The following is a 25,098-nucleotide window of genomic DNA, read 5'->3' as shown; positions in this document are numbered from 1 at the left end:
CCGATTATTGGTTGAAAGGACATTGCCGCCAAACGATAACCACTTGGCAAAGCCATTAAATGCCTCACTTTTATTGGTGGTTGCCTGAATGGTCGCTCTTAGTTCAGCATCATTAATGTATTGCAGCAGAAATCCACTGCGAACCGCGCAGCCTAACTCATGGAAGGCTTGATAAAGCCTGTTTTTGCTGCTATTGGTGCCCAGTTTTCGCAAAATTGTGGCAGCTCGAATCTTCCCCTCTTTTACAGACAAAGCGACTCGAAGCATATCCGGCAAATACAGTTCAATCAACTCCCAATTAACGGTTTCTGAGAATAAGTTATCAATGTTTTTATACTTGGCAGAACGCTTGGGACGATACAAGCTTAAATCCTTCCAATTGCGAATTCTGGGCATCAGTTTGATACCGAGCAAATAAGCTAAAGCGAAAACCGTAGCACTTTGAGCTTGAGTATCCCCATGAATAATATCAGGTTGAATATCAGATTGATTATTGAGTAAGCCATCGAGGAGATGAATTGCCTCCCAGACCCCACAGGGAATAAAATGACTAAACAGCGCGATGTAGGTGTCAGAGACATGATAGTAAGCGATACCGCCATAACCCCCATAACGGATATGGTATTCCGCCAGTAAGTTGTTTTCGTAGATATCCCACTTGGTGCCATCGACAGCGGCGCGACTGCCATCGCCCCAGTGCTTAGGTAAGCTGAAGCGGTTGTAAGCGTTGATAATGGCAGTGTTTGCCGCCAGCAATTTGGCTTCATCAATGTGACGCTGATTGACGTAAGCCACCTGTTTGCGGTCAAAATTCTCCAGCGATCGAGCGGCTTGAGTTGAGCCAAGATTGCAGCCATAGCAGAAGGTGCTGGCAAGATAACGGGCGATCGGGTGTTCCAACTTCGCATCATGACCGGATTTGGGTTTGAAGCAGCGAGTCCAGTTGAGCCATAACTCGGTGTCAATCAGGGTATCGAGCAGATTGACAGGGGGAATTCTTTGGGTAATTAGTGCTGTCAATTCTGCCAGTCCTTTGGGGTCTTTCTTCTTAGCTTTGCGAATGACTAATCTATTTTTGTGAAAATCAACGTCTACGTTATCAGGAAAGCGTTGGTCAGTGTCCTGTGCCGTTTGGCTCAACCAGTGTTGCGTATGTTCAATGAGAGCAGTCGTTTCTGTTGGTAGATTTACCTGTAAACCGTACTCTTTCAAGCTTTTTTGACAGATCTTCCAGTCCAGCAATTGCCTGTAATAGTCCGCAAATTCATGGCTACCCTCCACATAGAGATCGCCCGATTTCAGTTCCAGCATGATTTGAGAAAACACACAGACTTCAAAATGCCGACGATGAATTTCTCTAGGGTAATTCGTGCGGGATCGCTGTCCTGTGACTAAAGCCCACCAGTTCTGTGGAATCCAGTCGAGGTCTAGCTTTGGAGCAGGACTATTTTCATCGGGCTGCTCCAGCACCGTTGAGAGTGTGGCACTGCGCGTGTCTTGATGATCTCGTAAAAACTGAATTGCGACTTCGATCGATCGTTCCTGAGTGCTGGAGCGAAGGGGCAACACGGCTAACAAACGAAACAGCCCGGCTCGTTGACCTTTGTAGAAGTCCTGTAAAAACGAGTAGTAGTTGTGCCCCGTGTAATTCAGCAAAGTTTCACATTGTTCGAGAATCGTTTGGGCGCGATCCTTAATGAGTTGAGCCGTCGCCTCAAATTTTTGTGCCCGGCTGCCTTCATCGCTCAAGGCAAGCACAATATCACGCAGAATGGTGATCAGAGCATCAGCCGTGGACTGGGCTTTCAGGCGATAGGCTGCAAGGGCTTCTTTACCTTTGTGATGCATTTGTTGCATTCGCCGAATCAACATTTCGCTCAAATCATCTAAAGTCTGGGCATACTGCATCTTGAGGAGAATCGCTGCCAGAGTATAGCGTTTCCGGCTTTCCAGTTGTTTCATGCGCCCTGCATCCAGTTGCAGTGCTTCATCGGCAAAGTGTTTCAGCTTGACTTCGGGGAGATTGACGAGCAGTGCAGTTCCGAGTTGCAAGGGTTTCAGCCATTCAAGGTGTTTAACCAACCCGACCAAATGCGTTGCGCTGGGCTTTCCTGGCTCTTGCTTGAGCCTGTTCCAGGCAGAGATTTGGGTTTCTTCATCGACTTGAAACAGTGCGTCGATTTGGGCTTTTTCGCTGAGGTTCAAATTCTGAGTGAACTGATTAAACAGAGTCTGGTTGGCAGCAGCACGAGTGCGACGGGCTAACCGCTCTAGGGTGGTAAAACCGGGTAGCTCGTAGCGTTGGCGTACCAGTTCTTCGATCGCAATGTTAATCAAATCGACCAAATCGTGTTTACTCAAGATTGCGAATTCCATGGCTGCTTGTGCCGTTTGTTGAGCCGCCGCTTTGTACGGTTGCAAGCTCAAATACTCGCGGATCACGAGCGCATGACGCTTACGAGTTTTAGACTGGTCATAGTTGAGCAACTCCTGACTGGATGCAGAAAGCCGACTGACGGCAACAATGTGACTGATAATGGCGGCGGGCACGTCTGATAAGAAAACTGGGTAGCCCAGTCGTTGAAAAACTTTCAGCAAAATCAGAAATCCCAGGTTTGCCACTCTCCCTCTGGTGATCCGCTTTGCCAGACTCAGTTCATCCCCGTTGGGCGTGTAAATCGAATCTAATTCCTTCCGCGACAAATTCGTTCTGAGACGAGGATAAGCAGTATCTTGAACCGTAGGCACAATCAGTTCTCCTATCAATCAGCGAGGGTTTGCAGGGCAGAGCTATCAAACTCGTGATTAGGCTCCCTCATACCAAATGACCTCTAGGTTGGATTCTTCAGTAAGCGAGATCTTCTCCAGGCGATCGCACGTTGCTCCATCTCTTTAATGAACTCGTTTTTGCCATCCATGTAGCCTTCAATGTCGCTCCAGTGCAGATTCTTCACCAATTCGCGTTTAAGTTCACTATATTGATGAGCATCTTCAGGATGAGCAATCATGTAATCTCGAAACGCCAAATGCCGCTCTATTTCCGAGGAATTGGATTCAAACGTATGCACATGATGTGTTCTCACACCTAGCTCATTATTTTTGCGGAAGTAACGCCGACCGGGAATGCCAAATTCGACCAAAGCTTCGTAGCCTAATGCTTCCATTGCCTCAATTTGTTCATCAACTTGTGTAATGTCGTGAACTACAACCAGCAAATCGATGATGGGTTTAGCGTAGATATTGGGGATAGCAGTGCTACCAATGTGATAAACTGCCACTACATTTTCGTCTAATGCCGTCACGATGCGCTGTGCTTCTATCTCAAATGCATCAGGCCATGCTTGACAGTAGGGAACGACTTCAACTCTTACCGACATAGTAAATAGTTTGAGCAATTTTTGACAGAGTACTGGCACCCAATTCAATCCCTTGTATTGGTTTTAATTCAAAGTTTATTGCCCCAGCTCAATTGTTTTCTCTAGCTCTGCTTCTCGCAAAAATAAGAAGAGCGGAAACGCAAAGGCAAAGGCAATCAGAAAGCCAAGGAGTATGTATAGCCATACGAGCTTGATTCCCACTCGTTTAGATTCTACATACATCCATATCGAACCTGACAGAGTAGTAATAAACAGGTCTAAGCTGACGGATTTTGCAGCAAGATTGGCTGAACTTGCATTTATAAAATCAATCAAACTGCCAGTGCTAAAGAATTGCCAATTGTGGTACCAAGGTAGTACCAGTCCTAAAATGGCTAAGCCCAGATAAATCAACTTCGGGACACTCATACTTCATCGATCCTAAATTTGTATAATTTTGGTAAAGCCTGCCAAAACAACTGCTGAATCAGTTTCGATCGCTCCTATCTAAAACTCAAAAACCAAGCTTTCGCCAATCGCTAGTGCGTTCCATTGTTTGGTATAGCTTTGTAAGCGCGATCGCACCTGTTGCAGATCGTCAATGGTAATGAAATCTGGAGCAAGAACACCGCGCTGATTGCAGGTAATTTGCAGAATCTCCCAAAAACTTTCACTTGTTTGAAAGCTGTTTCACATTTCGGACTGGAAGCATTCCACTAACGATTCTGCTTGTAGTGCTTCGGTTAAATCACCGACTTCAAACTCGGCAGCATCCCAAGGGGGAGCCGATTGAGGAAAGCCAACGCCCATTGCTAAGATGCCGTAGAACCCGCGTTTGAGATTGAGCGTGTCTTCAACCACATAGTGAATAAAATCGTGAGGCAGGATGCCTTGCTTTGGCATTGGACAACGAGTAGACGTGCCATCATCGCGAATGCACTCCATCCAGTCCTGTTTGCCTGCCTGCTTCGTGAACTGTATCTTCATGGCGATCGTCCCCCATCTGAAGTTTGAGTTACAGATACTGTCGGTCTTGATCAATGCTATTAACCAAAACCGACAGGTGCTTTACTTACAGCCGTGAGGCAGTAATCGAAACATCTGCATGTTGCCAAGCTTGCTCAAACTGGCTCTGGACTTGTTCTGCCTCTTGAAGCTTACCTTGTGCTTGCAGGCTTTGGGCTAAACCATACAGCGACCAGCCATTTTCTGGATAGAGGGCTAAATCTTCCCGGTAGACTTGCTCCGCTTCCGTAGGGCGACCGGCTTGTAGCAACACAGCTCCGAGCATTTGACGTACCGGCGCATACCAGGGAGAAGGTTCGTCATAATTGAGACTGTCTTCTAGCTCCACACCCTTCTCTAAATGGGCGATCGCCTCCTCCCAGTTGCCTTGAGCGGCTGCTAGTTCGCCTGCCAGAACCTCAGTTGCAATTTCCAACAAATGGGCTGTCGTGTTGATATCCCAAATTGTGACGCCCTCCAAGGCAGGGTCGGCTGCGATCGCCCTCAGTTTTTCCAACTCCTGGGAAGCGGCTTGCTGTTGTCCTTGTGCAGTGAACGCCATACCCCGTGCAAAGTGCCAAACGCCAGTTGGGTAGACCAGCTCGGTATTCGGGGCAGGTTCTGCCAAAATTTTGTCCCACATACCAAATTTAATCCAGGTATAGAGTGGAACAACCGCATAGTGTTGCAAAGTGCCGTAACCGGGTTCCTTAATTAGGGATTGATCAACGAGATCAGCGGTTTGGCGTGCAGCTTGCAGTGCCACTTCTTTCTGACCTGCCATGACAGCAGCAAACCAGAGGAAGTGGTAGTTGTGCGGCATGTAGGCAACGCGGTAGGTGCCTTCGGGGTGGTGTTGATGAGCGTAGTGAGCATCCGTCGCTGCCGCTTCCTGATTAGCAGCGACTGCATCGTGATAGCGTCCAACGCGGATGTAGATGTGCGACGGCATGTGAACCAGATGTCCGGTCTGGATATTCAATGCCCGGAGGCGATCGGCAGCTTCGGCAGCCAGTTGTGGACGTTCTGCTTCAACAGCATGGATGTAAAGATGTAGTGCCCCTGGATGATCGGGATTGCGTTCCAGCACAGACTCTAGCGTTGCAATAATCTCTGCGCCTTCCGGTTTTGGTGTGCCGTCTGCTTCCCAATAATCCCAGGGAGTGGTGTCCATCAAGGCTTCAGCATATAGCGTCACTGCATCGAGATCATCTGGATAGCGTTGGGAAACCTCGCGCATAGCGTTAGCATAGGCAAGGTCGAGGGGAGAGCGATCTTCAACAGGATCAGCCGTGTAACGAGCAGCGAGAGCATTAATGTAGGCTCGCTCTTTGTCACTGGCATGTTGACTTAGAGCGATCGCCTTTTGAATTGCTTCCCATGCGGTTGGAATCGCATCCTCCTCCATTGCAGCATTGATATGAGGACCCAGCACATATGCCACGCCCCAATAGCAGATAGCGCAATTGGGATCGAGGGTAGCTGCTTGTTGGAACGATCGCAGTGCTTCGGCATGGTTAAAGCCATACGCCAGGATAAGCCCCTGGTTAAAGTATTGCTGAGCCTGAGGATTGGTAGTAGAGATCGGGAAATGATAGTTCCCTAAGTTGTTGAACAAAGGAACTGAATTTATACTCTCATGAGATATTTGCTCATGACTAGAGGTATGAGAAGGGGCAGCCTGGGAAAGCGCGATCGGTTGATCACGAAGTCCAAGTGTTAACAACAAGGTTGCTACAAACAGTGTATGTTTTGGTCGAAGGTTAAGGTTCATTTGAGTCTCCTTTTGAGGGATTAATGGGTAGACAGTAATAGCTTTTCCAGCAAGCACGTTTGAGAATGGAATGAGAGTGAGCCAGATGAGCCATGACGTATCGATCATGGAGCGATCGCAATATCCGAGATCCAACAGACATGGAGTGACCTCATGAGTGGAACTATGATGTAGAGTCGAAAACTAAGAAGAGGCATAGATGCGCCTAACGATTACATCTGCTGCCAGTCGTCCGGTTTGAGCCGCTCCATTCATAAAGCCGTAGAATTCATCGCTGAGATGCTCACCTGCAAAAACAAGATTGCCAACATGGACAGTTTGTTCTTCGTCGGGATCGTCTGATTCGATGTACAAACACTCGCTAAATTCGGTGTATTGTCCGGGCTTAAAAGTGGTGTAACCGCCGCGCACGAGCGGATCTTGTGTCCAGTTTGTACGAAGGAAGCGATCGCCAGCAGCATCCTTCAAGCCGGGAATTATGGTGTTTGTTCGCTCGACAAATTGTTTGCCATGCCAATCAGCACGACCTGTCAGTGAGGAGATTACTTCCTCACCACCTAAGAAAAAGGTCAACACTCCCTCCACTTGATCAGTCTGGCGTTGTGTATCTTCCCAAGCCGCACAGAAACCAAAATCGCTCCAGGCTTCTCCAATAAAGCCGTTGTCTTGTTGCCACACCTTTGTGCGAAATCCTGCCAGCATCTTTTCATTTGATCCGAGATTGACTTCGTGAATGAAGCGTTTTAGCGTTTCTGGCAATTCAACGCGAAGCTGAACCTGCCGTAACACCGGAAACGGAATTGCTACAATCACATAATCAGCAGTAATAACTGAGCGATCAGCAAACGTGAGCCGAAATCCTGTTTCCTGAGCGGCTAGCTCTGTCAATCGCTTATTCGTTTGAATTTGTCCAGAAAGTTCCTGGGCAAGGCGATCGATAATATTGCTGCTGCCACCTTCCACCAGAAACACTTCGTCGCTGCTAATTGGTTCTGCCTCATTACCATCGACAGTCGGTAAGTTGAAGAGAAGTTGCAGCGCAGAAGATTCCTCCGGTTCAACACCGTATTCTGTGCGAATCGTGAGTTCAATCAACGTGCGAATAAATGGTTGCGGAATTTTGTCAGTGTGGAGATTGAGGTAGTCTGTGACGGAGAGTTGATCCAGACGTGGAGCGTGTTGATCAAAATCCTCATCGAGCAGGGCAACATCTTGAGCAATTTGCTGCGCCAGTGGATAGAGATTTTCAGCAATTTCAGCTTCTGATCTTGCCTTTCCATCCAGCCAGTACGCCGTTTTGGGAAAAGAGGATTGAGCAGCATCGTCAGCACGATTAAATAGACGTACCCCAAATTCCTCAGCTAGCGCCAACATATCCGCATGATCGGAGTTAATAAAACAGCCACCCAGATCGTTAACTAAGCCAGGACTGATGGCTCCGACGATCGATTGAATTCGTCCTCCGACTCGTGGTTTAGCTTCGTAGACAGTTGCAGTCAAGCCTACCTTCTTAAGGTGATAGGCAGCATTCAATCCAGCTAGCCCACCACCAATAATGGCGATCGCGGGACTAGAGTCATTCCAGGCTTGCAGCGATCGCGGTAAAATGGTGCTGGCAAAAGTTGTCCCCCCTGCCAATGCGGTCAACTTCAGGAAGCGTCGCCGTTTCAGCGGAGAACTAGCAGAAGCCGTAGAACAATCTGTTGTGTGTGCTTGCGATCGCGCTTTCTGTAAGACGCGAGTGAACATCTGAAAGAGAGGAGTGTGTGCCATAACATTCCACAATTTGTGAATATGAAACGTGAACAGAAGTGATCAAAATCAGGACAAAGGCTGAAATGTAAACGTGCTATTGCCCTACCAAATAGGGCACCTCAACGCCTTTAACGGTGGCAAAATCAATGGTGGTAAAGTGTGCTGCCGTGAGTTGATTGGGGCGCACATTTTGCAACACAGCTAACACATCATTGCCCAATTTCACGGCTGTACCCTGCCGTCGCCCTACCAGGGAAAGTGCTTCGTAGTTGAGACCGAACGATAGACCGATGCGATCGCGCCTCAGTTGAAAATCTTTGACCACATCCATGCTTTTAGGGTCGAGATCCATCACAAACACATCGCGCCCTCTGCCACCAATGTGCGTGTCCATCCCCATATCGCCAAAGGTGATGTCATTCCCCGTGCCGCCATTGACAGTATCTCGCCCTGCGCCGCCTACAATCACATCGTTGCCGCCGAGACCTGTGATGTCGTTGTTTTGCTTATTACCCGCTACAATACCGCCGATATTGCGTCCAACGATGGTTTCACCCGTACCAATTGTCATCGGGGCAGAAAAGAGGCGAGGTGAAGAGGATGAGGTGAAGGTTTGGTAGTCTACACGGTACGCAATCTCGGCTCTTCGACCTTGCCGATCTCCACGAGTAACAATCAGTTCCCCAAAGCGACCTCTAAAAGTCCCTCCCAATGACCTTACTTCACCTAGCAGAGTGTCATGCCTCCCACCAGCTTCAAAATCATCTCCACCAGCTTCAAAATCAATTCCAGGTACAAGATCAGCAGTATCATCATCAAAAAAACGTTTAAAGTCTTCTTCATCGACTCGAATTCTTCCAAAATAAATCCTTTCATCAATTGGAACACTTCTTGTAATTACAAAGTTAGGACGAGCATCGTCGTTATTCTCAATGGTACGAGTCTTGATATTAGGACTATTACCATCATCATCGATGAAAGTGACGTAAAAGTCAGCTTTATCACCGTCTCCATCAAATTTGTCGATCGCTGTAATCCGCTCAATGATAAAGTTTGCTTGTGCTGAAGTCACTGCGTTGCCGTTGATGCTCAGCGAATAACTTCCCTGACTAATGCGACCTCCAGGAATTGAAGCTTGCAAAAAGTAGGCTCCGGGCTGTAAGTTTTCAGATTCCAGGAGTTGTGCGCTTGAGCTACTACGAGTCAGTAATAATTCCTTATTGTTGCCGTCAAACAGCTTCATTTGAATCGAGCCAGTTTTGGGCGTGAGCAGAGCTTCAAATTTGGTGGGGCGATCGACAATCATCAGATAGGTATCAGACAAATCATTGATGCTGAGATTGCCATTTTGAATGACAATGCCACCAATTGGATTGCCAATATTGTTGGGTTGGCTGAAACTATTGTTTGGTTCTACATCAGAAACAAAGCGTGCCATTGGAAAGTTCTCCTTTTGGGTGTAGTTTGAGATAGATTTGGCGATCGCACTCTTATTCAGCAAAATTGCCCGCACTGTTCCAGCACTGCACCTGCATCACAGCAAGAGCAGTACCAGAGAATAAAAAGCGAAGAATTCCTAGAACGAAGCGCGATCGTTTTTTGAATCGCTAGAGGTCAAGAAGCAAGTCTGGGAGATAACCAAGCATTTCATCCCATTGGGTATGAGCTTGCAGGGCTGATACCACGAGTGGAAGCGGCTCTGTCCAAATAGTTTGTGAATCAACTTCTCCTGGCAGTCGAGCGGAATAGGCTAACTGCTCGATCGGAGGCGTAAACTGAGCGTTGATGTCCGATCGATTTCCCCTTGCATCAATCCGATACCATCCTGTTTTGGGCAAGTAAACGGCATTCAATCCGTGCAGGCAGTAGGGCGCACCTTCACCGTCAATGCTCAATCGCTGGTAGCAAAATCCAGCAGGAATGCCATTGGCTCTGAGTAACGCGGCTAACAAATGGCTTTTGGCATAGCAGTAGCCTGTCTTGTATTTCAAAACATCGGATGCTCGACAGGTGACGGGATTCATCTGGTAATCCACGCTGTGGTAAATCTGATCGCGCACCCATTCAAAACAAGCTTGGGCGATCGCCTCTGATGAGGAATACTTGGATGAAAGCTCCTGTGCTAGTTTCAAAATGTGCGGGTGTTGCCAATCAATGATTGGGCTGGGCTGCAAACAGGCGTTCCCGTCAACTTCTTGAGGCAGCATCATAAAAATCGCGCTGGGACATGGTTTGGCTTTCTGGCAGCAATTACCGCGAATAGTAGCGACGATCGAACCAACCTCGCACCTCGTTTTCGCTGCTGCAATAAATGACTCTATGGCTCATAGGGTCATAGATTTTCCAGTAGGTTTCGCCGGATCTGGTACAAATTTGTCTGACAATAGGGTCTTCATTTGTAGCAAGAATTGCGATGAGTACATCTCCAAATTGCTTTAACCACTGCAATGGCTGAAATCGCGTCTGCGGTTTTGAACTGAGCATAAATTCCAGCCGATGATATTCACTGGTCTTTGTTGTGAGTTTCATCAGAGTTCTCCTGATTAGAATTTGGAACAAGAGTGGATGGTTTCGTTTGAGGGGGTTTGTCTTCAAGGGTGATCGCAAATTGATTGAGATTTAGGACAAATACATTTCCGCTATCAGAGTGATTGAATCGCGCTGCAATGGCACAAAGCTTGCACATGGTACTGTGAATTCTGCATTTAGTTCTTGCGAACGATGTAGTAATCGTTTTGGAAGTCGTGTGCCAGCCGTTTGACTTCAACCTGGGTAAACCCTGCGTCTTTGAGCATGTGTAGTGCCTGCTCCTGTCCCCACATTGCGCCTAATCCCATGCCGCCATGGGCGAGCGACACGGTCATACAATGCATACAGGACAACGTGTAGAGCAACGGAGCAGCCGGATGATCCAGATTGCCACCGACATCCGATGCAGCATGGATATCCTGCATTAGATAAACCCCATCCGATCGCAGCGCATGGTAGATATTCCGCAGCACAATATCAGGTTTTGCCTGATCATGAATGGCATCGAAGGTTGTAATCAGGTCGTAGCGATCGCGTTCATCCAGAGTGGCAGCATCCTTCACCTGAAACTGAATGTTGCTCAATTTTCGCAGTTGGGCTTCTCCCTTAGCATGGGCGATCGCCTCCTCCGAGAAGTCGTATCCCGTAAATTGACTGTTGGGAAAGGCACGCGCCAGTTTGTTCAGCGCATAGCCACTCCCACAACCCAAATCCAGGACTGCAATCCCTTGTTCCAGAGCATTGGTGAGTCCGGGAATCAGCGGCAGCACATGGTCAAACAGGGCAGAAACGGTGGTTTGTCCGCTGTCTTCTGCCATCACCGCATGGAACCGCTTGAACTCGGAGTAGGGAACGCCGCCGCCATTGTAGAAGCAGTGAATGATTTGTTCTTCCACGCTGCCCAACAGCGGAATATATTGGGCAAAGGGGGCAATGTTGTCGGAGGTTGCAGCTCTGGTGAGGCAAGCCGCATGTTCCGCAGGTAGAGTGTAGGTTTTGTCGATTGGGTTATAGGTAACGAATTGTCCTGTCACCATAGCGCCCAGCCACTCTCGGACGTAGCGTTCATTCAATCCGGCAGCATCGGCAATGGCTTGACTGGTGGAAGGTGGCAACTCTGCCATTGTGTCAAACAGTTCGGTACGATGCCCGATTGAGGTCATGAGCGTTAATGCTCCGCTGTTGAGAATGGTTAGCAGCCGCTCGGCGAATTGTTCTGCTTGGGTTGAGCCAAAAGGTTGTACTGTCATTGATTCTTCCAAAGAGTAGGCAGTAGTTTTGTCATGCAAACATTCTTGATGGGTTAGTCATCTATTTGTTCACGCGGCTCAACGGGCACAAATTCTAGAGTTTGACTACCGTCTGGGCGAGTGGTGTAAACCAGGCGATCGCACTGCTGGTTTTGGTCGCAATACAGCCCCAGTGAGCCATTGTGATTGGGCGTTTTATACAGGCAAATCGATTGCCCTTCTGCTAGAGCATGATAAGTACCGCCAAGCGATGCACAGCCACGACTGAGATCGCTGGCGATCGCTGAATGTGTAACCAGTGAACTAACCATCAGTGCCGAAGCTGGAATAAGTACATTAATCAGACATTTGGGGTTTATCGATGTCAGTGTCTTGGCAAACATGAGAATTCTCCTGAGTGATTAAAGTTGGTACGAAGGGGTGTCTATGCAACCGAACTTAAATTAATCAAATGAGCGTTCGACTAGCGTTCGGTCAGCGTTCGGAAAAATGGCTGGCACTCTAGCAGTCTTTTCAGAACCCTGGAAAAAGGGAATTTACGTGAACCTATGCGACTAAATAGGGAACGTTTGAACCGTTGACCGTTGCAAAATCGACCTGCACAAAATTTGCTGCTGTCAACGAGTTTGCAGCTACGTCTTTGAGTACTGCCAGCCGTTGCTCACCCAGAGAAATAATGGCGTTCTCTCCTCGCTGGGTAATGTTCAACACCTCAAAAACAATGCCGCTGGTCAAGCCAATTTTGTCCATCCGGGAGCGATAGTCTGTGATGACATCTACGCCTGTGTTGGGAGCCAGCACAAAGGTATCTTTGCCTCTGCCGCCTTCGAGGGTGTCGCGCCCCAAACCCCCAAACAGAAGGTCATTCCCAGTGCCACCATATAGGCGATCGCTGCCGTTGCCGCCCACTAGAATGTCATTGCCACCCATGCCATAGAGCGTGTCATGACCATTTTTGCCGTCAATAATGCCGTCTGCGCTCTGCCCGGTAATGGTCTGGCTGCGGTTAGTGCCTGCAATAAACGGCGCACTACTCAAACTGGTGGCAGAAGATGAGGTGAAGGTTTCGTAGTTGACTCGGAATTCAATTGAGGCGCGATCGAGTGAATTTCCAGCAGCTCTGCCGTCTCCTCGAAGAGTAATAGAACTACCATCTCCGCGCCCGACGACTATACCAGTATTCTGACCATTAGAAAATTCTGTCAATTGCTTTGATACAACATCGTATCTCAGAGTCAAGAAATCGCTTACTCTGTTAGGACTGATATCAGCAACATCATCACTATCTGGAAAATCGTCCTCTCGAACGCGAAGAAAAACAAAAAATTCCCTCTGATTAAAATCGACTATCTGGCTGCCACTTAAGTTAGGGCGAATGTCATTCTGATTGTTGAAGACACGACTACTGACAAATCTTTGATTAGCAATGTTAATGCCTGCATAGAAGTCAGCAGCAGTAGTAAGATCAAATCCATCCAGTGCTTGAATTCGGTCAATCGTAGCAGTCATTCGAGCACTTGTGATAGGTGTTCCGGTCATGCTCAGATCGTAGTTGCGGTTGTTAGCCCCACCCGCAGGGGTAACCTGGGCAAAATAAGTCCCCGGTTGCAAATCAGCGTTGATCACATCGACCGTTGATCCTGCATTCGTAGAAGCTCCGATTAGACGACCCGTGATATCCAACAGAGTCAGGTTAGAATTTACGACATCATTCCGGTTGCTGGAGGCTTGAGGTGTCAGACTTGCCCGGAATTGCAGTGGGCGATCCACCGTAAATTTATAGACATCAACCCGATCGATACCATCTGAACCGCTTAAAGAACCACCCCGGACAATAATCCCATCACGTACAGAACCCGCGTTAGTAGCGGTCGCCAAACTATCGTTGCCAAAGGAATCTCCGACTTGTCGTGCCATTGGTTTTCTCCTTAAATGAATCGTGAATGCACATGGGTCAGGTTTATTTGCACAAGGAAACTTGCACGCAAAACTCCAGCACTGCTTGACCATTGCAGCGAGGTTCTAGAACTTGAAATTGGTTGAATTGCGTGAGTGAGTTGGGTCTTAGGTTCCTTGCTTCACTCTCAAATTGACTGTAATTGCTCTGGCGTTCGCGCAGCGTTCGGCTAACGTTCGGAACTTGTTACAGCCAGTGATTGCCGTCACAAGAAAAGCGATCGCTCCATCACTTAGACAAGAACGATCGCCGAACGCTGCCATCGTTAGGTTGGTTGCATTCTTTCAATGGAATTCATCATGACTTTTACAAACCCTCAACCTCAGCAGCGATTGTTTCAATCTGAATCCGTTATTTCTCAACAAACCTCAAAAAAACGTCTGACGGCTCAATGGATCGTGGTAGATGGCAAACTCGTCTGTAAATGGATCATTGCTTGATCCACCATATAACGATTGCACTTTGCTCAATTCATCAGTATTACCGGCTTTCAGTCTCAGCCTTTGGATTTGGCAGCAGTCCTGTCTTTAGCATCCTCACCCCGATCAGTTTTGCCTTGGCTCGGCGGCAGGGATGCGAGCGATCGCTTCATTCATAACACTGCGACTGGGCAACTGTTCTTTGATCAAAACGGTAATGGCTTCTTGCTCCAACAACTGCTGGCTACCCTGACATTTGCTCCTGGAATAACCCATCAGGATATTCAGGTTGCTCTATGAGCTTCTCACTTCTGTGAGCAAGAAACCGATTGAGAAAGCAACACAAATCTATGATTTTCAATCCAGCTTATGTTACAAGCAATCTATCACCAGCTCAGAAAAGAGTTAGCCGAAAAAGGCACCTTTCAACCCCACACTGCCTACGGTCTGATAACGCTGTTTACCGAAGGATTAATTTTCACCAGCAGCTTTATCGGGCTAATGCGATCGCCTCATTTCTCATGGGCTTACTGGCTCTGTGAATTGCTACTGGGACTTTCTGCCTTTCGCTTATTTGTCATTCTGCACGAATGCGGGCATCACACCCTCTTTCGGCAGCGATGGCTCAATACCTGTGTGGGCTATCTAGTTAGCCCCCTCTGTTTTCATCCCTACGAATGCTGGCGACAGATTCACAACCAGCATCACCAGTGGGCGGGCATTGTTGACAAGGACCCGACGGCTGTAGATCCGCAAGCGTTGAAGCAATCACCTGTCATGTACTCGATACTGTCGATCGCTTGGCGGCTGTGGTTTCCGCTGGGAATGCTGCATCATGTGCTGACCGTGTATTGGTTGTATCCACTTCAAAAATTTCGTCAGGGTCAGCTTGCACTGGCATTTCAAGGATTATTTGCTGTGGCGATCGCCGCTTTACCTCATATGATTGGTGTTGCCTACTGGGGTATGGTTGACTACCTGATTCTGGTTTTGCCCTTTTTTCTGATGGCGTTTATGTGGAACGAAGCCATTACCATTCCCCTCCACGCGGGACTCTACCCCTTCGCCTCAACGAGTCACCCTACCCCATTACCCTATTCTGCTCATGACGGGGTAACGCGCAATACTGAATTACCTGCTGTTCTGGCAGTTCTGCTGGCATACAATTTCAATTTCCACATCGAACATCACCTGTTTCCTTACGCGCCCTGGTACCGTTTGCCTCAAATCAAGCAAGCATTGCAGCGTAACCAGCAATCCTATGACCAGGGAGTTAAATTTCCAGGCCACATGATTAATGCTCGCAGTCATGAACCCGCTGTGCTATTTCAGGGAAAATAAATGCGATCGCTCCATACTATATTGAAGAGATAAGCACGATGAAAATACGCCTATTCGAGAAACAGGATGCTGAACAAATCGCACGGTTGTATCACGAGACTGTGCGTGAAGTAAATATCCGCGACTACTCGATCGCCCAGGTTCAAATATGGGCACCCGATGATATTCACTTTAGAGATTGGGAAAACACCTGTGCCGATCGCTTTACCTATGTTGCAGATGATGACGGCATCATTGCTGGTTTTGGAGAGCTAGAACCAAACGGTCATATTGACTGCTTCTTCTGCCACAAAAACTATCAACGCTGTGGCGTGGGCAGACAAATCTATCAGGCGATCGAAGCAAAAGCACTGGAGTTAGGGTTAAACCATCTCACAGTTGAAGTCAGCATTACAGCCAAGCCATTTTTTCAACGTATGGGGTTTTCCATTATTAAAGAACAGCAAGTTGCTTATCAAGGTGAAGTATTCATCAACTACGCAATGGAGAAGTTTCTGTGATGCGTATCTCTTTGGCTCAAACTGAACACATTGATAATCTGGCAGCATTATTTGATCAGTATCGCGTTTTCTACGATCAAACCTCTGACTTGGCTGCCGCAAAGCGATTTTTGAATCAACGATTCCAGCAGCGCGATTCTGTCATCTTTGTAGCTGAAGATGATCAGATTATGGCTGGATTTACTCAACTCTATCCCAGCTTTTCGTCGGTATCGATGAAACGAGTCTGGATTTTGAATGATTTGTTTGTGGTAGAGAATTACCGTAAACAAGGTATTGCGAATTTGCTCATGGATACAGCAGAACAATATGCACGAGATACCAATGCAGTTCGCATTATTTTGGCGACCCAGATTACGAATACTGCTGCTCAAATACTGTATGAGTCCCGCAATTACGCTAGAGACGAAGCTTTCTATCACTATGCGCTACACCTAGGATAGGGTTGTGAGTCTCTGTTACAAAGGCAACGAGAAATGATGACCTGAGATGTTCATTTGATGGCGTATGTAAAATCGATGAGCATCAAAACGCTGAACTCCTGAATCTAAGCTTAGCTCTTTGCAGCCATGCAATTTAGCATAGTTCACTAGCCATTCAAATATATGATGTCCATACCCTTGCGATCGCACCGTTGCATCAACTACTAAATCATAAACATGTAAAAACAGTCCGCAAGCAAAATTCTCTGAGATACAAAAGATTGCAACAGCCTTCGCCTGATGGTTTTCTTCGAGATAAATCATTCGATGACCGTTCTGCTGCTGACGACGAACTTGTTCCAAAAAACTTTCCTGTTTAATGTGTGGACGTAGCTGAGATAAAACAGAAAAGCATTCGAGGATTTGACTATCCGATTCCGCAACTTGAATTGACATAAATTGGCACCGTTTAATGTAGTTATTTATATGGGTGATATACCAGTCTCGATCGCCCCCAATGCCTTCAACGCTGCCTTTTGCGCCTCAGTTAATCCGGTGACTCCAGTAATGTTCATACCTTCATAGGGGCGATCGGCTCTGAGGGTTTTCAAACATTCACCTTCTTTCACATCCCAGATTTTGATGGTTTCGTCGGCACTGCTGCTGGCAATCAGCGTGGCGTCTGCATTAAATACAACCGTGTGAATCACGTTCTGATGTCCTTCAAACACTTTTACTGATTCACCAGTGTTCACATCCCATAATCTGACAGTTCGATCGTCGCCTCCACTGACTAACCACTTGCCATCAGTACTAAAGGCGATTGACCAGATCTGGCTACTGTGGGCTTGCCATTGTCTGAAGCATTTACCAGTTTCGACATCCCATAGTTTTACGCCATGCCCCCCAGTTGCCAAAATGGTGTCATCAGGGCTGAATGCGACTCGTAGAATGCGATCGACTTCTCCCTCAAATGTTTTGACTACGTCACCTGTTTTGACATCCCACAAAATAATCGTCGTTCCATCCGCATGACTTGCCAGTATGCTGCCATCCGAAGTAAACACAAGATTTCGTATCCAGTTCGTCTGAGCAGGAATGACCCGAATGATCTGTCCCGTACTCACATCCCACAGACAATTTGTGCCATCCTGCGATCCGCTAGCTAACACCTTTTCGTCGGGGCTAAACGTCACCGCTACCAGCCAACTCCTATGAGCGTTCAACGTTCTAAGGCATTCTCCCGTATGCCGATTCCAAAGCTTGATCGTATAGTCGCTGCTGCCGCTTGCTAGCGTTATCCCATCGGGGCTAAACGCGACAGAGCGAACCCAACTGGTGTGTCCCCTGAGCGTTCTCAAACACTGCCCTGTGCGAACATCCCACACCCTAACGGATTTATCGTGAGAGCCACTAACGAGCGACAAACTGTCTGGACTAAATGCGATCGACCAGACTTGATTGTTGTATCCCTGCAACGTTCTGATGCACTGCCCTGAACCTTGATTAAAGGGTTGAATGGTTGCAGTTTCTGGTTCAGCAGAAATTGCACTCACATCCCAAAGTTTAATGGTTTGTTCATTAAATCCACTGGCGAGTACTTTCCCATCTGGGCTAAATGCAACAGACCAAATGTTGCCGTACCCATGCAACGTTTTAAGCAGTTGACCCGTCTGAACGCTCCAAAGTCGAATGGTTTGATCACTACTGCTGGTAGCAATAACGCGACCATTGGGTGAAAAAACTGCCGACCAAACTTTATCGCTGTGTCCTTCGAGAGTGCAAAAATATTCATCAGATATTACGTCTGCCTGATCGCTTGCAATATCGCTGTCAGTCTGTTGATTCTCCAAAGCATTTAGTGCCGCCGCATATACCTCGTTAATATTCCATAGCCTGGTCGTGCCATCTACGCTGCTGCTGGCTAGAAGGTTTCCGTCTGGGCTGAACGATACTTGATTAATCCAATCTTGATGTCCTCGTAGTTCTTTGAGGCATTGCCAAGTTTGGACATGCCAAAGCTTGATGGTGTGCTGGGTACTCGCTGCGGCAAGAATGGTTCCATCTGGGCTGAAAACACAGCTTTGTAACCAACCGCTATCTGCCCAACTGCGGACACACTCGCCTGTAGACAGATTCCACACGTGAGTAATGTAATCCTCATCATTGCTGACAAGGAATTGCCCGTCTGGACTAAACGCCACTGAATAAACCCAATTTTTAGACTCCCGCAGAGTTTTGAGACACTGTCCTGTAGAAACATCCCACAATTTGACGGTATAATCATCGCTGCCGCTTGCCAGTAATTGACCATCGGGGCTAAAGGCGATCGCTTTTACCCAATTGCTATGACCTTCACACAGGCGGAGTTCTTGACCATCGGCTGTTCGCCACAGGTGGATCTTGCCGTTCGCATCTCCAGCAGCCAGCAGTTGACCATCTGGACTAAAGGCAACGCAAAAAATTGCCCCAAAGGTTTGCATAAACACCGGCTGCACAAACGTTGCCTGAACAAGATTGACTCTACGCAAGCCCGCTGTTTGCACATAAGCGTGCCGAATCATCAGTTCTGAAAAGTTCCAATTTGTGAGATCGAGTTGTAAACCAATGCAGAGGTTGATCAAATTACCTGCTGCATAACCCGACATCAGCGTTGAGTTGCCATGTATCCATTGCAGAATTTCTTGAAACTGCTGCTCCAATACTGTAGAAGGATTAAACGCATTGCAAAGTTTGTTGGCGATCGTCCCCAAAATCAGCCGAGTCTGGCTCTCTCGCACATAATCTTTTACTGTCGTTTTAATCAATGCCAACTGATTGAACAGCGCCAATCGTTTCGTGATTAACTCGATTGCAATACGTTCTGTCAACTCATCCGTCACATATTCCATTACGACAGGCTGTTGTGTATAGCGACCCGATCGCTTCTCAATCAAATTTCGCCAGGTTAATGATTCTAACGCTTCCAATATTTTTGCTCGTGGCACTGTAGGGATAATATCTTCAGCCAGTTCTGCGATCGCCGTCCACTCCCGATTGATCGCCAGCCAATACATCACCGTTTGCTCTAGATGAGACAGCCGCTCAAACTGTTGCTCCAGCAAACGCCGCAAGCCATTAAATAAAATGGTGTCCTGCTGCAAAAAAGATTCAATCTCACCATCAAACAAGTCTTGAATCGAACTGGCAACAATCTTCAACGCTAACGGATTGCCTCCGTATCGTTCGGTCAACAGTTGCATCTGCTCTGGTGTTCCCAGTAATCCTCTCGCAGTTAGCAAAGCTTGTGCTGCTTCTGATGAACCACTCAACTGCAACGTTTTAACCGCTTCAGTTCCTTCCAACACTGCAATCTCCGCAGGTTTTTCGCGGCTGGTTAGCATGACACAGCTTTGATAAGCAGTCTCGCCCAGAACCTTGAACAATTCACCATAAGTTTCATACCCTGGGCGGTATTGCCCAGCGCGATCGCCCGCTTGAAAGATTGTTTCCAAATTGTCAAGAATAACCAGACAGCGATGAGTGCGTAACCAATGAACTAACCGCCCAACCTCGATTCTGGTGTCCTGCTGACCTGATAAAAACGATACCAGATCGGACAACAGTGTTTCTAAAGGTGGGGCATTGCGAAGCGATCGCCAAATCACAAACTCAAACTTTTGATCAGGCTCTGAAGTTTGAATCAGCTCCTGTGCTGTTTTCACGGATAGTGCTGTCTTGCCAATCCCACCCATGCCCAGCAGCAGGATCAGGCGGCAGCGATGGTTCGCCCACTGCTGAAGGGTTGCCAGTTCAGCCTCCCGACCATAGAAAGTAGAAACATCGATCGCTTCACCCCAATCGCAGTTAGGGAGTGTAGGAGCAGGGGGAGTAAGAGTTGGGGGAGCAACCGTTTCATCCACTCCACTCCCCTGCTCTCCCGCCCCTCCCTCTTCTTCCCGCAACAGTTGCTCATAAAGGTGACGAGTCATCGGACTGGGATCAATCCCAAGCTCCTCTCGCAAGACAGTCATGCATTGATGATAAATACGCAAGGCTGCGGCTCGATCGCCTACTAAACGATACGATCGCATCAGTGCAGCATAACTCGTTTCATGTGATGGCTCGATATTTAATAAGCGTTGAGCCGTGCGAATTACCCCACGGGAATCGTTCAGTTGCTCTGCTATATGAGTCAGGGATTCGAGTGCCTGAATGAATCTTTGCCGCAGTTGTTCGCGCTCCGGGACAATCCACTCATCCTCGCAACTGGGTAACAGATCTCCGGCATAAACCTGGATAGCTTGCTCCAAATATCTCCTGGCATCATTTGTAACAGCATTCTTTTGGGCTGTTTCTGCGGTGATTAATGCCTGCTCAAAGTCTGCGACATCTAACGTAAATGGTGCGCTAGATTTCCACTGTAATGTTCTTGCATCGATTTGCAAGAATTGATCAGCGTTGGGAAGGATTTGCCGCAGATGATGCAATTCTCGCCGCAGATTGGTGCGAGCTTGGGCATCGGTCGAGTCTTGCCAAAACTCAAAGGCGAGCCGCTGGCGGGATTGGGGGGTGTGGCGATGCAGCACAAGATATGCCAACAATGCCTGGAGGCGATCGCTGGTGACATTGATGACGAGTTGATCTGCGTAGCTCAGGCTAAATCCGCCCAATAGCCTAATCTGCAAAGTCGGAGACATGGTTTTTTAAGAGTAATGCAAGGTTTTCAAACCATTGGTTCACAATCTCCGTGACAACTGAGATAAGCATCGGCAAGCAACCTCGGATGCTATCAATCTCTCAAACGCCTGCTTCACCGACCCAATTATACGGCGATCGCCTCATATCAAACTCGCTGCTTGTTCACCCAACTAACTCGCTTCTGAACACCAAAGCCATCCTGAATGGTATGGTCTGGATAAGAACCTGCCCGTGACTGAATTACAACCCAACACAAATCCTCGTGATCTGAAATGTTTCGCATACAGCGTTCTCCGTTTGGATCGACTCGCACAACAGTTCCTTCTTTAACTGGAAACACACAATCATCAACCTGAAACTCCCCATCTCCCTGAATAAAAATATAAATTTCTTCATTCAAACGATGTTTGTGGTAGAAAGGCAAAGATGTCTTGGGGGGAAGATTGTTAAACGAAATCTCGGCACTTGAGAGATTAAGGATCTGCTTGAGAAAGACCTTTCCCTCTAGCGCCAGAGGGGCTTCTGGAGCCTCAAAGATAAATCGCCGCAAGTCAGAAAACAGTCCAAAATCAGCCACAGCAAAGTTCTGTCCAGCTCTAACAGTTGGTGTACCTTGAGTCATCTTATCCTCATTTAATTGCTAAGTTGTAAACTGCAAGTCAAAATAGCAGATTTTACTTGTAAAATGCAAGTGACCTTAAAATCTAGTCACACCAATGTCCCAATCTCGCCGTTCATCCTGTCCAGTTGCCTGTTCGCTTGATCTCATCGGCGATCGCTGGACTCTTCTAGTTATCCGAGACATGATGTTTTTTGAGAAACAGCGTTTTGAAGAGTTTTTAGCATCTCCTGAAGGAATTTCAACCAACATTTTGGCAAGTCGCCTCAAGTCTCTTGAAGAAATGGATTTGGTAGAGAAGCAACAATACGGCAACCATTCCCGACGGATGAACTACCAATTAACAGAACGGGGCAAAAGCCTTCGTCCTGTGCTGAAAGCGATGATTGCTTGGGGGCTAAAGCATATTCCTGATACACAGATTCCTGTAAATGAGCAATCTGGAGATTGAGTCGCACAATTGCTTTGCGATCGCTCTATCCTAAATTTACTATAGACAAAACTGTCTTGCATAGACTATATTGTCTATATGGTTTCTGAGAGCTTAACCTCTGCTATAAGGTGCGACCCGAAATTCAAGGTTTTCTAACGACGGCTCAGGCAATTGAGCGGCTGCTTCATCCCTTTGCAGAGATTGTCCTGCACGACTTGCAAACGAATCGTGTGGTTGCAATCTTCAACAGTTTTTCGCATCGCCAAATTGGTGATGATTCTTTATTGAGTGAAATTGAGTTTGATGAATCGAAAGATATTATCGGACCCTATGAGAAGCTCAACTGGGATGGACGACGGCTCAAATCCATCAGCGTTATGATTCGTGATTCGTCTAAAAAACCTGTAGGGCTACTGTGCATCAACCTTGATATCTCTAAATTTGATGAATGTTATCGTCTACTGGAAAGCTTGGTATCTACTCAGGCTTTGCTGCCAAATCCACAGGAGATCTTTAAGGATGACTGGCAGGAACGAATCAACATCTTTGTCCATGACTATTTACGTAAGCAGCACAAAAGCCTGGAGTATTTGTCGCGAGCAGATAAACAAGAACTTGTTGAACTGCTTTATCAAGAAGGAGCATTCAAGCAGAAAAATGCTGCGAATTATGTAGGTAAAGTTCTAGGAATTGCTCGCGCAACGGTTTACAAATACTTGTCTGATGTAAACACTAACAATGAGTAACTGACATGACTTCCACCTTACCTGCACTGGATGTCTACACTGAAGTGCTACAGGCTAAACAGCAACTTTCTCCTTATATTCGCGAAACTCCACTGGATTACTCGCCCTTGCTCAGTGAACTAGGTCACTGTCAGGTATTTCTCAAACTAGAAAACCTTCAACACACAGGCTCCTTTAAGGTGCGTGGGGCAATCAACACGCTCCTTTCGCTGACAGCAGAACAAAAGCGTGGGGGGGTTGTAGCAGCTTCTTCTGGCAATCACGGTGCAGCGGTTGCCTATGGCTTGAAGAGATTGGACATACCGGGAGTTATCTTTGTGCCTGAAGATGCTTCTTCCGCTAAAGTTAGCGCAATTCAGAAGTTGGGAGCAACTGTTCAATTTCATGGCACAGACTGCGGTGTTACAGAGGCATACGCTCGGCAGTATGCCAGTGAGCGGGGTCTCGTCTACGCTTCTCCATATAACGATCTGAAAACCATTGCTGGACAGGGTACGATCGCAGTCGAGATTGCACAACAGCTCAAGCCTATCGATACCGTTTTTGCCTCGGTAGGTGGCGGCGGCTTGATTTCTGGCATCGCTGGATACCTCAAGCCTCTCTTCAAAGACATTGAGATAATTGGATGTTCACCTGTAAACTCACCAGTTATGGCTGAGTCGATCAAGGCAGGTCAGCTCGTCCAGATGGAATCCTTACCGACTTTATCAGATGGAACAGCAGGCGGTATTGAACCTGGAGCAATTACATTTGATCTCTGTCGCACCCTGGTTGATGATTTTGTGCTGGTGACAGAAACCGAAATTCAGGCTGCCATTCGGCTCTTAATTGAAAACCATCATCTACTCATCGAAGGGGCAGCAGGAACTGCGATCGCTGCCTTCCTACAGCGAAAAGAACAGCTACGTGACAAAACAGTGGTGATTGTAATTTGCGGAGCCAACATCAGTTTAGAGGTGTTAAAACGAATTCTTTAGGAGTATCACTGTGAAAATTATTGAACTCGATCGCATTCGAGAACTGCTATCCTCAATAAATTTGTTCTCTGCCATAGAAGCAGGGTTTGTCAGTTACTCTGCGGGCAAAGCCGTTATCCCTCCAGTCGGGGAACTGCTGTTTCAAACCCCTCCTGGAGATGTGCATATCAAGTATGGATATTTACTGGATGACCATTACTATGTCATCAAAATTGCATCAGGATTTTATGAAAATCCTGCATTAGGTTTACCCTCTAGCAATGGTCTCATGTTGCTTTTTGATCAGAAGACGGGAGAACTACTGGCAATTCTGCTGGACGAAGGATACCTGACAGATGTCCGTACCGCTGTAGCAGGGGCGATCGCCGCGAAGTATCTTGCTCCTCAACACATTCATCGTATTGGTATTGTTGGCACAGGGATTCAAGCCAGATTACAACTGCAATATCTTGCTCAGGTCATTCAGTGCCGTGAAGCAATTGTTTGGGGACGTAATCTTAATCATGCCAAGCAATATCAGCAAGACATGACTGGAGAATTTAATATTGCCGTTGCCCAAACGCTTCAAGATCTAACGTCAACCTGCAATCTTATTGTGACAACAACACCATCTACAGTTCCTTTAATTCACTCAAACTACATTCAGCCTGGCACTCATATCACTGCGGTTGGAGCCGATACACCTCATAAACAAGAATTAGATCCAATGATTTTTGCCGGAGCTGATTGTGTGGTTGCAGACAGCATTCCGCAATGCATAGAACGAGGAGATATTGCTCATGCGATCGCTCAACGGTACATTACACCAGCGCATCTCATCGAGCTAGGAGATATTATTTCAAACAAGGCACCAGGGCGAATTTCTAATGATCAAATTACAGTAACAGACTTAACAGGACTTGCAGTACAAGATATTCAGATCGCCAAAGTTATTTATGAAACAGTGACTGGACGGAAATTTCATGCAGCCTTGTCCTAATTACGGCTCTCTTGTACCTGCGGTGATAAGCAAGCCTGATTGATAGTAGAATCTTTGCTGTGAAAGGGTTTCAAACCTATGATCGATAGGAAGCTATTAGTAACCCCCCGATTTTCACCAAAGATATAAGAGACCCCTAATTACTGCGTTGTGGTGCCTTTGAAGAAGAACTATTGTCGCGTGTTAAATTAAGCCGACTGTTTATGGGAAGCAGGAATGCTGACGGAGTCCGATCCAACAGTGCTGAGAGTACAGGGGTACGATGGAAAATAACGACATTAACGTATTGTTCGAAATGTAGTAGATCAACTACTGTCTCAACTACTCTTCTGCCTTGCCGCTTAACCAATAATCGA

The 25,098-nt window shown here is 47.1% G+C and carries 25 protein-coding genes; 8 read left to right on the top strand and 17 right to left on the bottom strand.

The window, feature by feature from the left end:
• The 13 genes from H6G89_RS33235 to H6G89_RS36175 all read right to left on the bottom strand — a co-directional run.
• Positions 1-2,748, bottom strand: a 2,748-nt coding sequence (locus H6G89_RS33235) for a Tn3 family transposase (protein WP_190514298.1), incomplete at its 3' end; no start/stop codon positions are given.
• Positions 2,749-2,831: 83 nt separating this feature from the next.
• Positions 2,832-3,377: a GrpB family protein gene (locus tag H6G89_RS33230; RefSeq protein ID WP_190514297.1), complete on the bottom strand. Its 546-nt coding sequence runs from the start codon at positions 3,375-3,377 to the stop codon at positions 2,832-2,834.
• Between the two features lie 75 nt (positions 3,378-3,452).
• Positions 3,453-3,785 carry a DUF2834 domain-containing protein gene (locus tag H6G89_RS33225; protein WP_190514296.1) on the bottom strand — a complete coding sequence of 111 codons (333 nt, stop codon included), beginning with the start codon at positions 3,783-3,785 and terminating at the stop codon, positions 3,453-3,455.
• A gap of 261 nt (positions 3,786-4,046) precedes the next feature.
• A complete protein-coding gene (locus H6G89_RS33220; RefSeq protein ID WP_190514295.1) occupies positions 4,047-4,343 on the bottom strand; it encodes a hypothetical protein in 297 nt (98 codons plus the stop codon).
• A gap of 85 nt (positions 4,344-4,428) precedes the next feature.
• Positions 4,429-5,979 carry a tetratricopeptide repeat protein gene (locus H6G89_RS33215; RefSeq protein ID WP_242060241.1) on the bottom strand — a complete coding sequence of 517 codons (1,551 nt, stop codon included), beginning with the start codon at positions 5,977-5,979 and terminating at the stop codon, positions 4,429-4,431.
• 145 nt (positions 5,980-6,124) lie between these two features.
• Entirely contained in the window at positions 6,125-6,277 is a 153-nt protein-coding gene (locus H6G89_RS33210; protein WP_190514293.1) for a hypothetical protein, read from the bottom strand.
• A 41-nt stretch (positions 6,278-6,318) separates the two neighbouring features.
• The gene (locus tag H6G89_RS33205) at positions 6,319-7,908 is read right to left on the bottom strand and encodes a flavin monoamine oxidase family protein (protein ID WP_190514292.1); all 1,590 of its coding nucleotides are present in this window, start codon (positions 7,906-7,908) and stop codon (positions 6,319-6,321) included.
• Positions 7,909-7,984: 76 nt separating this feature from the next.
• Positions 7,985-9,328, bottom strand: coding sequence for a calcium-binding protein (locus H6G89_RS33200; RefSeq protein WP_190514291.1), 1,344 nt, complete (start codon positions 9,326-9,328; stop codon positions 7,985-7,987).
• Between the two features lie 169 nt (positions 9,329-9,497).
• Positions 9,498-10,100 carry a transglutaminase-like domain-containing protein gene (locus H6G89_RS33195; RefSeq protein ID WP_242060240.1) on the bottom strand — a complete coding sequence of 201 codons (603 nt, stop codon included), beginning with the start codon at positions 10,098-10,100 and terminating at the stop codon, positions 9,498-9,500.
• Positions 10,101-10,140: 40 nt separating this feature from the next.
• Complete coding sequence (locus tag H6G89_RS33190; protein WP_190514290.1) at positions 10,141-10,419, bottom strand: hypothetical protein; 279 nt, start codon at positions 10,417-10,419, stop codon at positions 10,141-10,143.
• Between the two features lie 176 nt (positions 10,420-10,595).
• On the bottom strand, positions 10,596-11,669 hold the full coding sequence (locus tag H6G89_RS33185) for a class I SAM-dependent methyltransferase (RefSeq protein ID WP_190514289.1): 1,074 nt from the start codon (positions 11,667-11,669) through the stop codon (positions 10,596-10,598).
• A gap of 53 nt (positions 11,670-11,722) precedes the next feature.
• Complete coding sequence (locus tag H6G89_RS33180; protein ID WP_190514288.1) at positions 11,723-12,052, bottom strand: hypothetical protein; 330 nt, start codon at positions 12,050-12,052, stop codon at positions 11,723-11,725.
• A gap of 163 nt (positions 12,053-12,215) precedes the next feature.
• The gene (locus H6G89_RS36175) at positions 12,216-13,586 is read right to left on the bottom strand and encodes a calcium-binding protein (protein ID WP_305082333.1); all 1,371 of its coding nucleotides are present in this window, start codon (positions 13,584-13,586) and stop codon (positions 12,216-12,218) included.
• A gap of 339 nt (positions 13,587-13,925) precedes the next feature.
• Here H6G89_RS36175 and H6G89_RS33170 point away from each other — a divergent pair, with 339 nt between their 5' ends.
• Positions 13,926-14,066, top strand: coding sequence for a hypothetical protein (locus H6G89_RS33170; RefSeq protein WP_190514286.1), 141 nt, complete (start codon positions 13,926-13,928; stop codon positions 14,064-14,066).
• A 105-nt stretch (positions 14,067-14,171) separates the two neighbouring features.
• Here H6G89_RS33170 and H6G89_RS33165 read toward each other — a convergent pair whose 3' ends face one another.
• Entirely contained in the window at positions 14,172-14,321 is a 150-nt protein-coding gene (locus H6G89_RS33165) for a hypothetical protein (RefSeq protein ID WP_190514285.1), read from the bottom strand.
• 93 nt (positions 14,322-14,414) lie between these two features.
• Here H6G89_RS33165 and H6G89_RS33160 point away from each other — a divergent pair, with 93 nt between their 5' ends.
• From H6G89_RS33160 to H6G89_RS33150, 3 genes are read left to right on the top strand one after another with little or no spacing between them, the layout of a single operon-like run.
• Positions 14,415-15,386 carry a fatty acid desaturase family protein gene (locus H6G89_RS33160; protein WP_190514284.1) on the top strand — a complete coding sequence of 324 codons (972 nt, stop codon included), beginning with the start codon at positions 14,415-14,417 and terminating at the stop codon, positions 15,384-15,386.
• A gap of 38 nt (positions 15,387-15,424) precedes the next feature.
• The gene (locus H6G89_RS33155) at positions 15,425-15,886 is read left to right on the top strand and encodes a GNAT family N-acetyltransferase (RefSeq protein WP_190514283.1); all 462 of its coding nucleotides are present in this window, start codon (positions 15,425-15,427) and stop codon (positions 15,884-15,886) included.
• Complete coding sequence (locus H6G89_RS33150; protein WP_190514300.1) at positions 15,886-16,329, top strand: GNAT family N-acetyltransferase; 444 nt, start codon at positions 15,886-15,888, stop codon at positions 16,327-16,329. Before H6G89_RS33155 ends, H6G89_RS33150 begins: the two co-directional genes overlap by 1 nt.
• A gap of 15 nt (positions 16,330-16,344) precedes the next feature.
• Here the strand turns inward: H6G89_RS33150 and H6G89_RS33145 are convergent, their stop codons facing one another.
• From H6G89_RS33145 to H6G89_RS33135, 3 genes are all read right to left on the bottom strand, one after another.
• Positions 16,345-16,764 carry a GNAT family N-acetyltransferase gene (locus H6G89_RS33145; protein ID WP_190514282.1) on the bottom strand — a complete coding sequence of 140 codons (420 nt, stop codon included), beginning with the start codon at positions 16,762-16,764 and terminating at the stop codon, positions 16,345-16,347.
• A 26-nt stretch (positions 16,765-16,790) separates the two neighbouring features.
• The gene (locus tag H6G89_RS33140; protein ID WP_190514281.1) at positions 16,791-20,987 is read right to left on the bottom strand and encodes a BTAD domain-containing putative transcriptional regulator; all 4,197 of its coding nucleotides are present in this window, start codon (positions 20,985-20,987) and stop codon (positions 16,791-16,793) included.
• A 146-nt stretch (positions 20,988-21,133) separates the two neighbouring features.
• Positions 21,134-21,610, bottom strand: a complete 477-nt coding sequence (locus tag H6G89_RS33135; protein WP_190514280.1) for a cupin domain-containing protein — start codon at positions 21,608-21,610, stop codon at positions 21,134-21,136.
• 94 nt (positions 21,611-21,704) lie between these two features.
• Here H6G89_RS33135 and H6G89_RS33130 point away from each other — a divergent pair, with 94 nt between their 5' ends.
• The 4 genes from H6G89_RS33130 (at position 21,705) to H6G89_RS33115 (ending at position 24,742) form a co-directional block, all read left to right on the top strand.
• Complete coding sequence (locus H6G89_RS33130) at positions 21,705-22,058, top strand: winged helix-turn-helix transcriptional regulator (protein WP_190514279.1); 354 nt, start codon at positions 21,705-21,707, stop codon at positions 22,056-22,058.
• Between the two features lie 110 nt (positions 22,059-22,168).
• Positions 22,169-22,786 carry a helix-turn-helix transcriptional regulator gene (locus H6G89_RS36315; protein ID WP_199337089.1) on the top strand — a complete coding sequence of 206 codons (618 nt, stop codon included), beginning with the start codon at positions 22,169-22,171 and terminating at the stop codon, positions 22,784-22,786.
• 5 nt (positions 22,787-22,791) lie between these two features.
• Positions 22,792-23,763: a threonine/serine dehydratase gene (locus H6G89_RS33120; protein ID WP_190514278.1), complete on the top strand. Its 972-nt coding sequence runs from the start codon at positions 22,792-22,794 to the stop codon at positions 23,761-23,763.
• 10 nt (positions 23,764-23,773) lie between these two features.
• The gene (locus H6G89_RS33115; RefSeq protein WP_190514277.1) at positions 23,774-24,742 is read left to right on the top strand and encodes an ornithine cyclodeaminase family protein; all 969 of its coding nucleotides are present in this window, start codon (positions 23,774-23,776) and stop codon (positions 24,740-24,742) included.
• Positions 24,743-25,098 lie beyond the last annotated feature (356 nt).

Source organism: Oscillatoria sp. FACHB-1407 (genome assembly GCF_014697545.1).
GTDB lineage: Bacteria > Cyanobacteriota > Cyanobacteriia > Elainellales > Elainellaceae > FACHB-1407.
This window is presented reverse-complemented; position numbering and strand designations above follow the sequence as displayed.

What these genes read in the sequence shown, in the direction of transcription:
- H6G89_RS36175 (WP_305082333.1), bottom strand. Translation starts at nt 13,586, where the DNA reads ATGGCACGACAAGTCGGAGATTCCTTTGGCAACGATAGTTTGGCGACC.
- H6G89_RS33160 (WP_190514284.1), top strand. Translation starts at nt 14,415, where the DNA reads ATGTTACAAGCAATCTATCACCAGCTCAGAAAAGAGTTAGCCGAAAAA.
- H6G89_RS33165 (WP_190514285.1), bottom strand. Translation starts at nt 14,321, where the DNA reads ATGGGTTATTCCAGGAGCAAATGTCAGGGTAGCCAGCAGTTGTTGGAG.
- H6G89_RS33150 (WP_190514300.1), top strand. Translation starts at nt 15,886, where the DNA reads ATGCGTATCTCTTTGGCTCAAACTGAACACATTGATAATCTGGCAGCA.
- H6G89_RS33130 (WP_190514279.1), top strand. Translation starts at nt 21,705, where the DNA reads ATGTCCCAATCTCGCCGTTCATCCTGTCCAGTTGCCTGTTCGCTTGAT.
- H6G89_RS33230 (WP_190514297.1), bottom strand. Translation starts at nt 3,377, where the DNA reads ATGTCGGTAAGAGTTGAAGTCGTTCCCTACTGTCAAGCATGGCCTGAT.
- H6G89_RS33220 (WP_190514295.1), bottom strand. Translation starts at nt 4,343, where the DNA reads ATGAAGATACAGTTCACGAAGCAGGCAGGCAAACAGGACTGGATGGAG.
- H6G89_RS33205 (WP_190514292.1), bottom strand. Translation starts at nt 7,908, where the DNA reads ATGGCACACACTCCTCTCTTTCAGATGTTCACTCGCGTCTTACAGAAA.
- H6G89_RS33200 (WP_190514291.1), bottom strand. Translation starts at nt 9,328, where the DNA reads ATGGCACGCTTTGTTTCTGATGTAGAACCAAACAATAGTTTCAGCCAA.
- H6G89_RS33145 (WP_190514282.1), bottom strand. Translation starts at nt 16,764, where the DNA reads ATGTCAATTCAAGTTGCGGAATCGGATAGTCAAATCCTCGAATGCTTT.
- H6G89_RS33190 (WP_190514290.1), bottom strand. Translation starts at nt 10,419, where the DNA reads ATGAAACTCACAACAAAGACCAGTGAATATCATCGGCTGGAATTTATG.
- H6G89_RS33210 (WP_190514293.1), bottom strand. Translation starts at nt 6,277, where the DNA reads ATGTCTGTTGGATCTCGGATATTGCGATCGCTCCATGATCGATACGTC.
- H6G89_RS33135 (WP_190514280.1), bottom strand. Translation starts at nt 21,610, where the DNA reads ATGACTCAAGGTACACCAACTGTTAGAGCTGGACAGAACTTTGCTGTG.
- H6G89_RS33140 (WP_190514281.1), bottom strand. Translation starts at nt 20,987, where the DNA reads ATGTCTCCGACTTTGCAGATTAGGCTATTGGGCGGATTTAGCCTGAGC.
- H6G89_RS33225 (WP_190514296.1), bottom strand. Translation starts at nt 3,785, where the DNA reads ATGAGTGTCCCGAAGTTGATTTATCTGGGCTTAGCCATTTTAGGACTG.
- H6G89_RS33185 (WP_190514289.1), bottom strand. Translation starts at nt 11,669, where the DNA reads ATGACAGTACAACCTTTTGGCTCAACCCAAGCAGAACAATTCGCCGAG.
- H6G89_RS33170 (WP_190514286.1), top strand. Translation starts at nt 13,926, where the DNA reads ATGACTTTTACAAACCCTCAACCTCAGCAGCGATTGTTTCAATCTGAA.
- H6G89_RS33155 (WP_190514283.1), top strand. Translation starts at nt 15,425, where the DNA reads ATGAAAATACGCCTATTCGAGAAACAGGATGCTGAACAAATCGCACGG.
- H6G89_RS33195 (WP_242060240.1), bottom strand. Translation starts at nt 10,100, where the DNA reads ATGATGCTGCCTCAAGAAGTTGACGGGAACGCCTGTTTGCAGCCCAGC.
- H6G89_RS33180 (WP_190514288.1), bottom strand. Translation starts at nt 12,052, where the DNA reads ATGTTTGCCAAGACACTGACATCGATAAACCCCAAATGTCTGATTAAT.
- H6G89_RS33120 (WP_190514278.1), top strand. Translation starts at nt 22,792, where the DNA reads ATGACTTCCACCTTACCTGCACTGGATGTCTACACTGAAGTGCTACAG.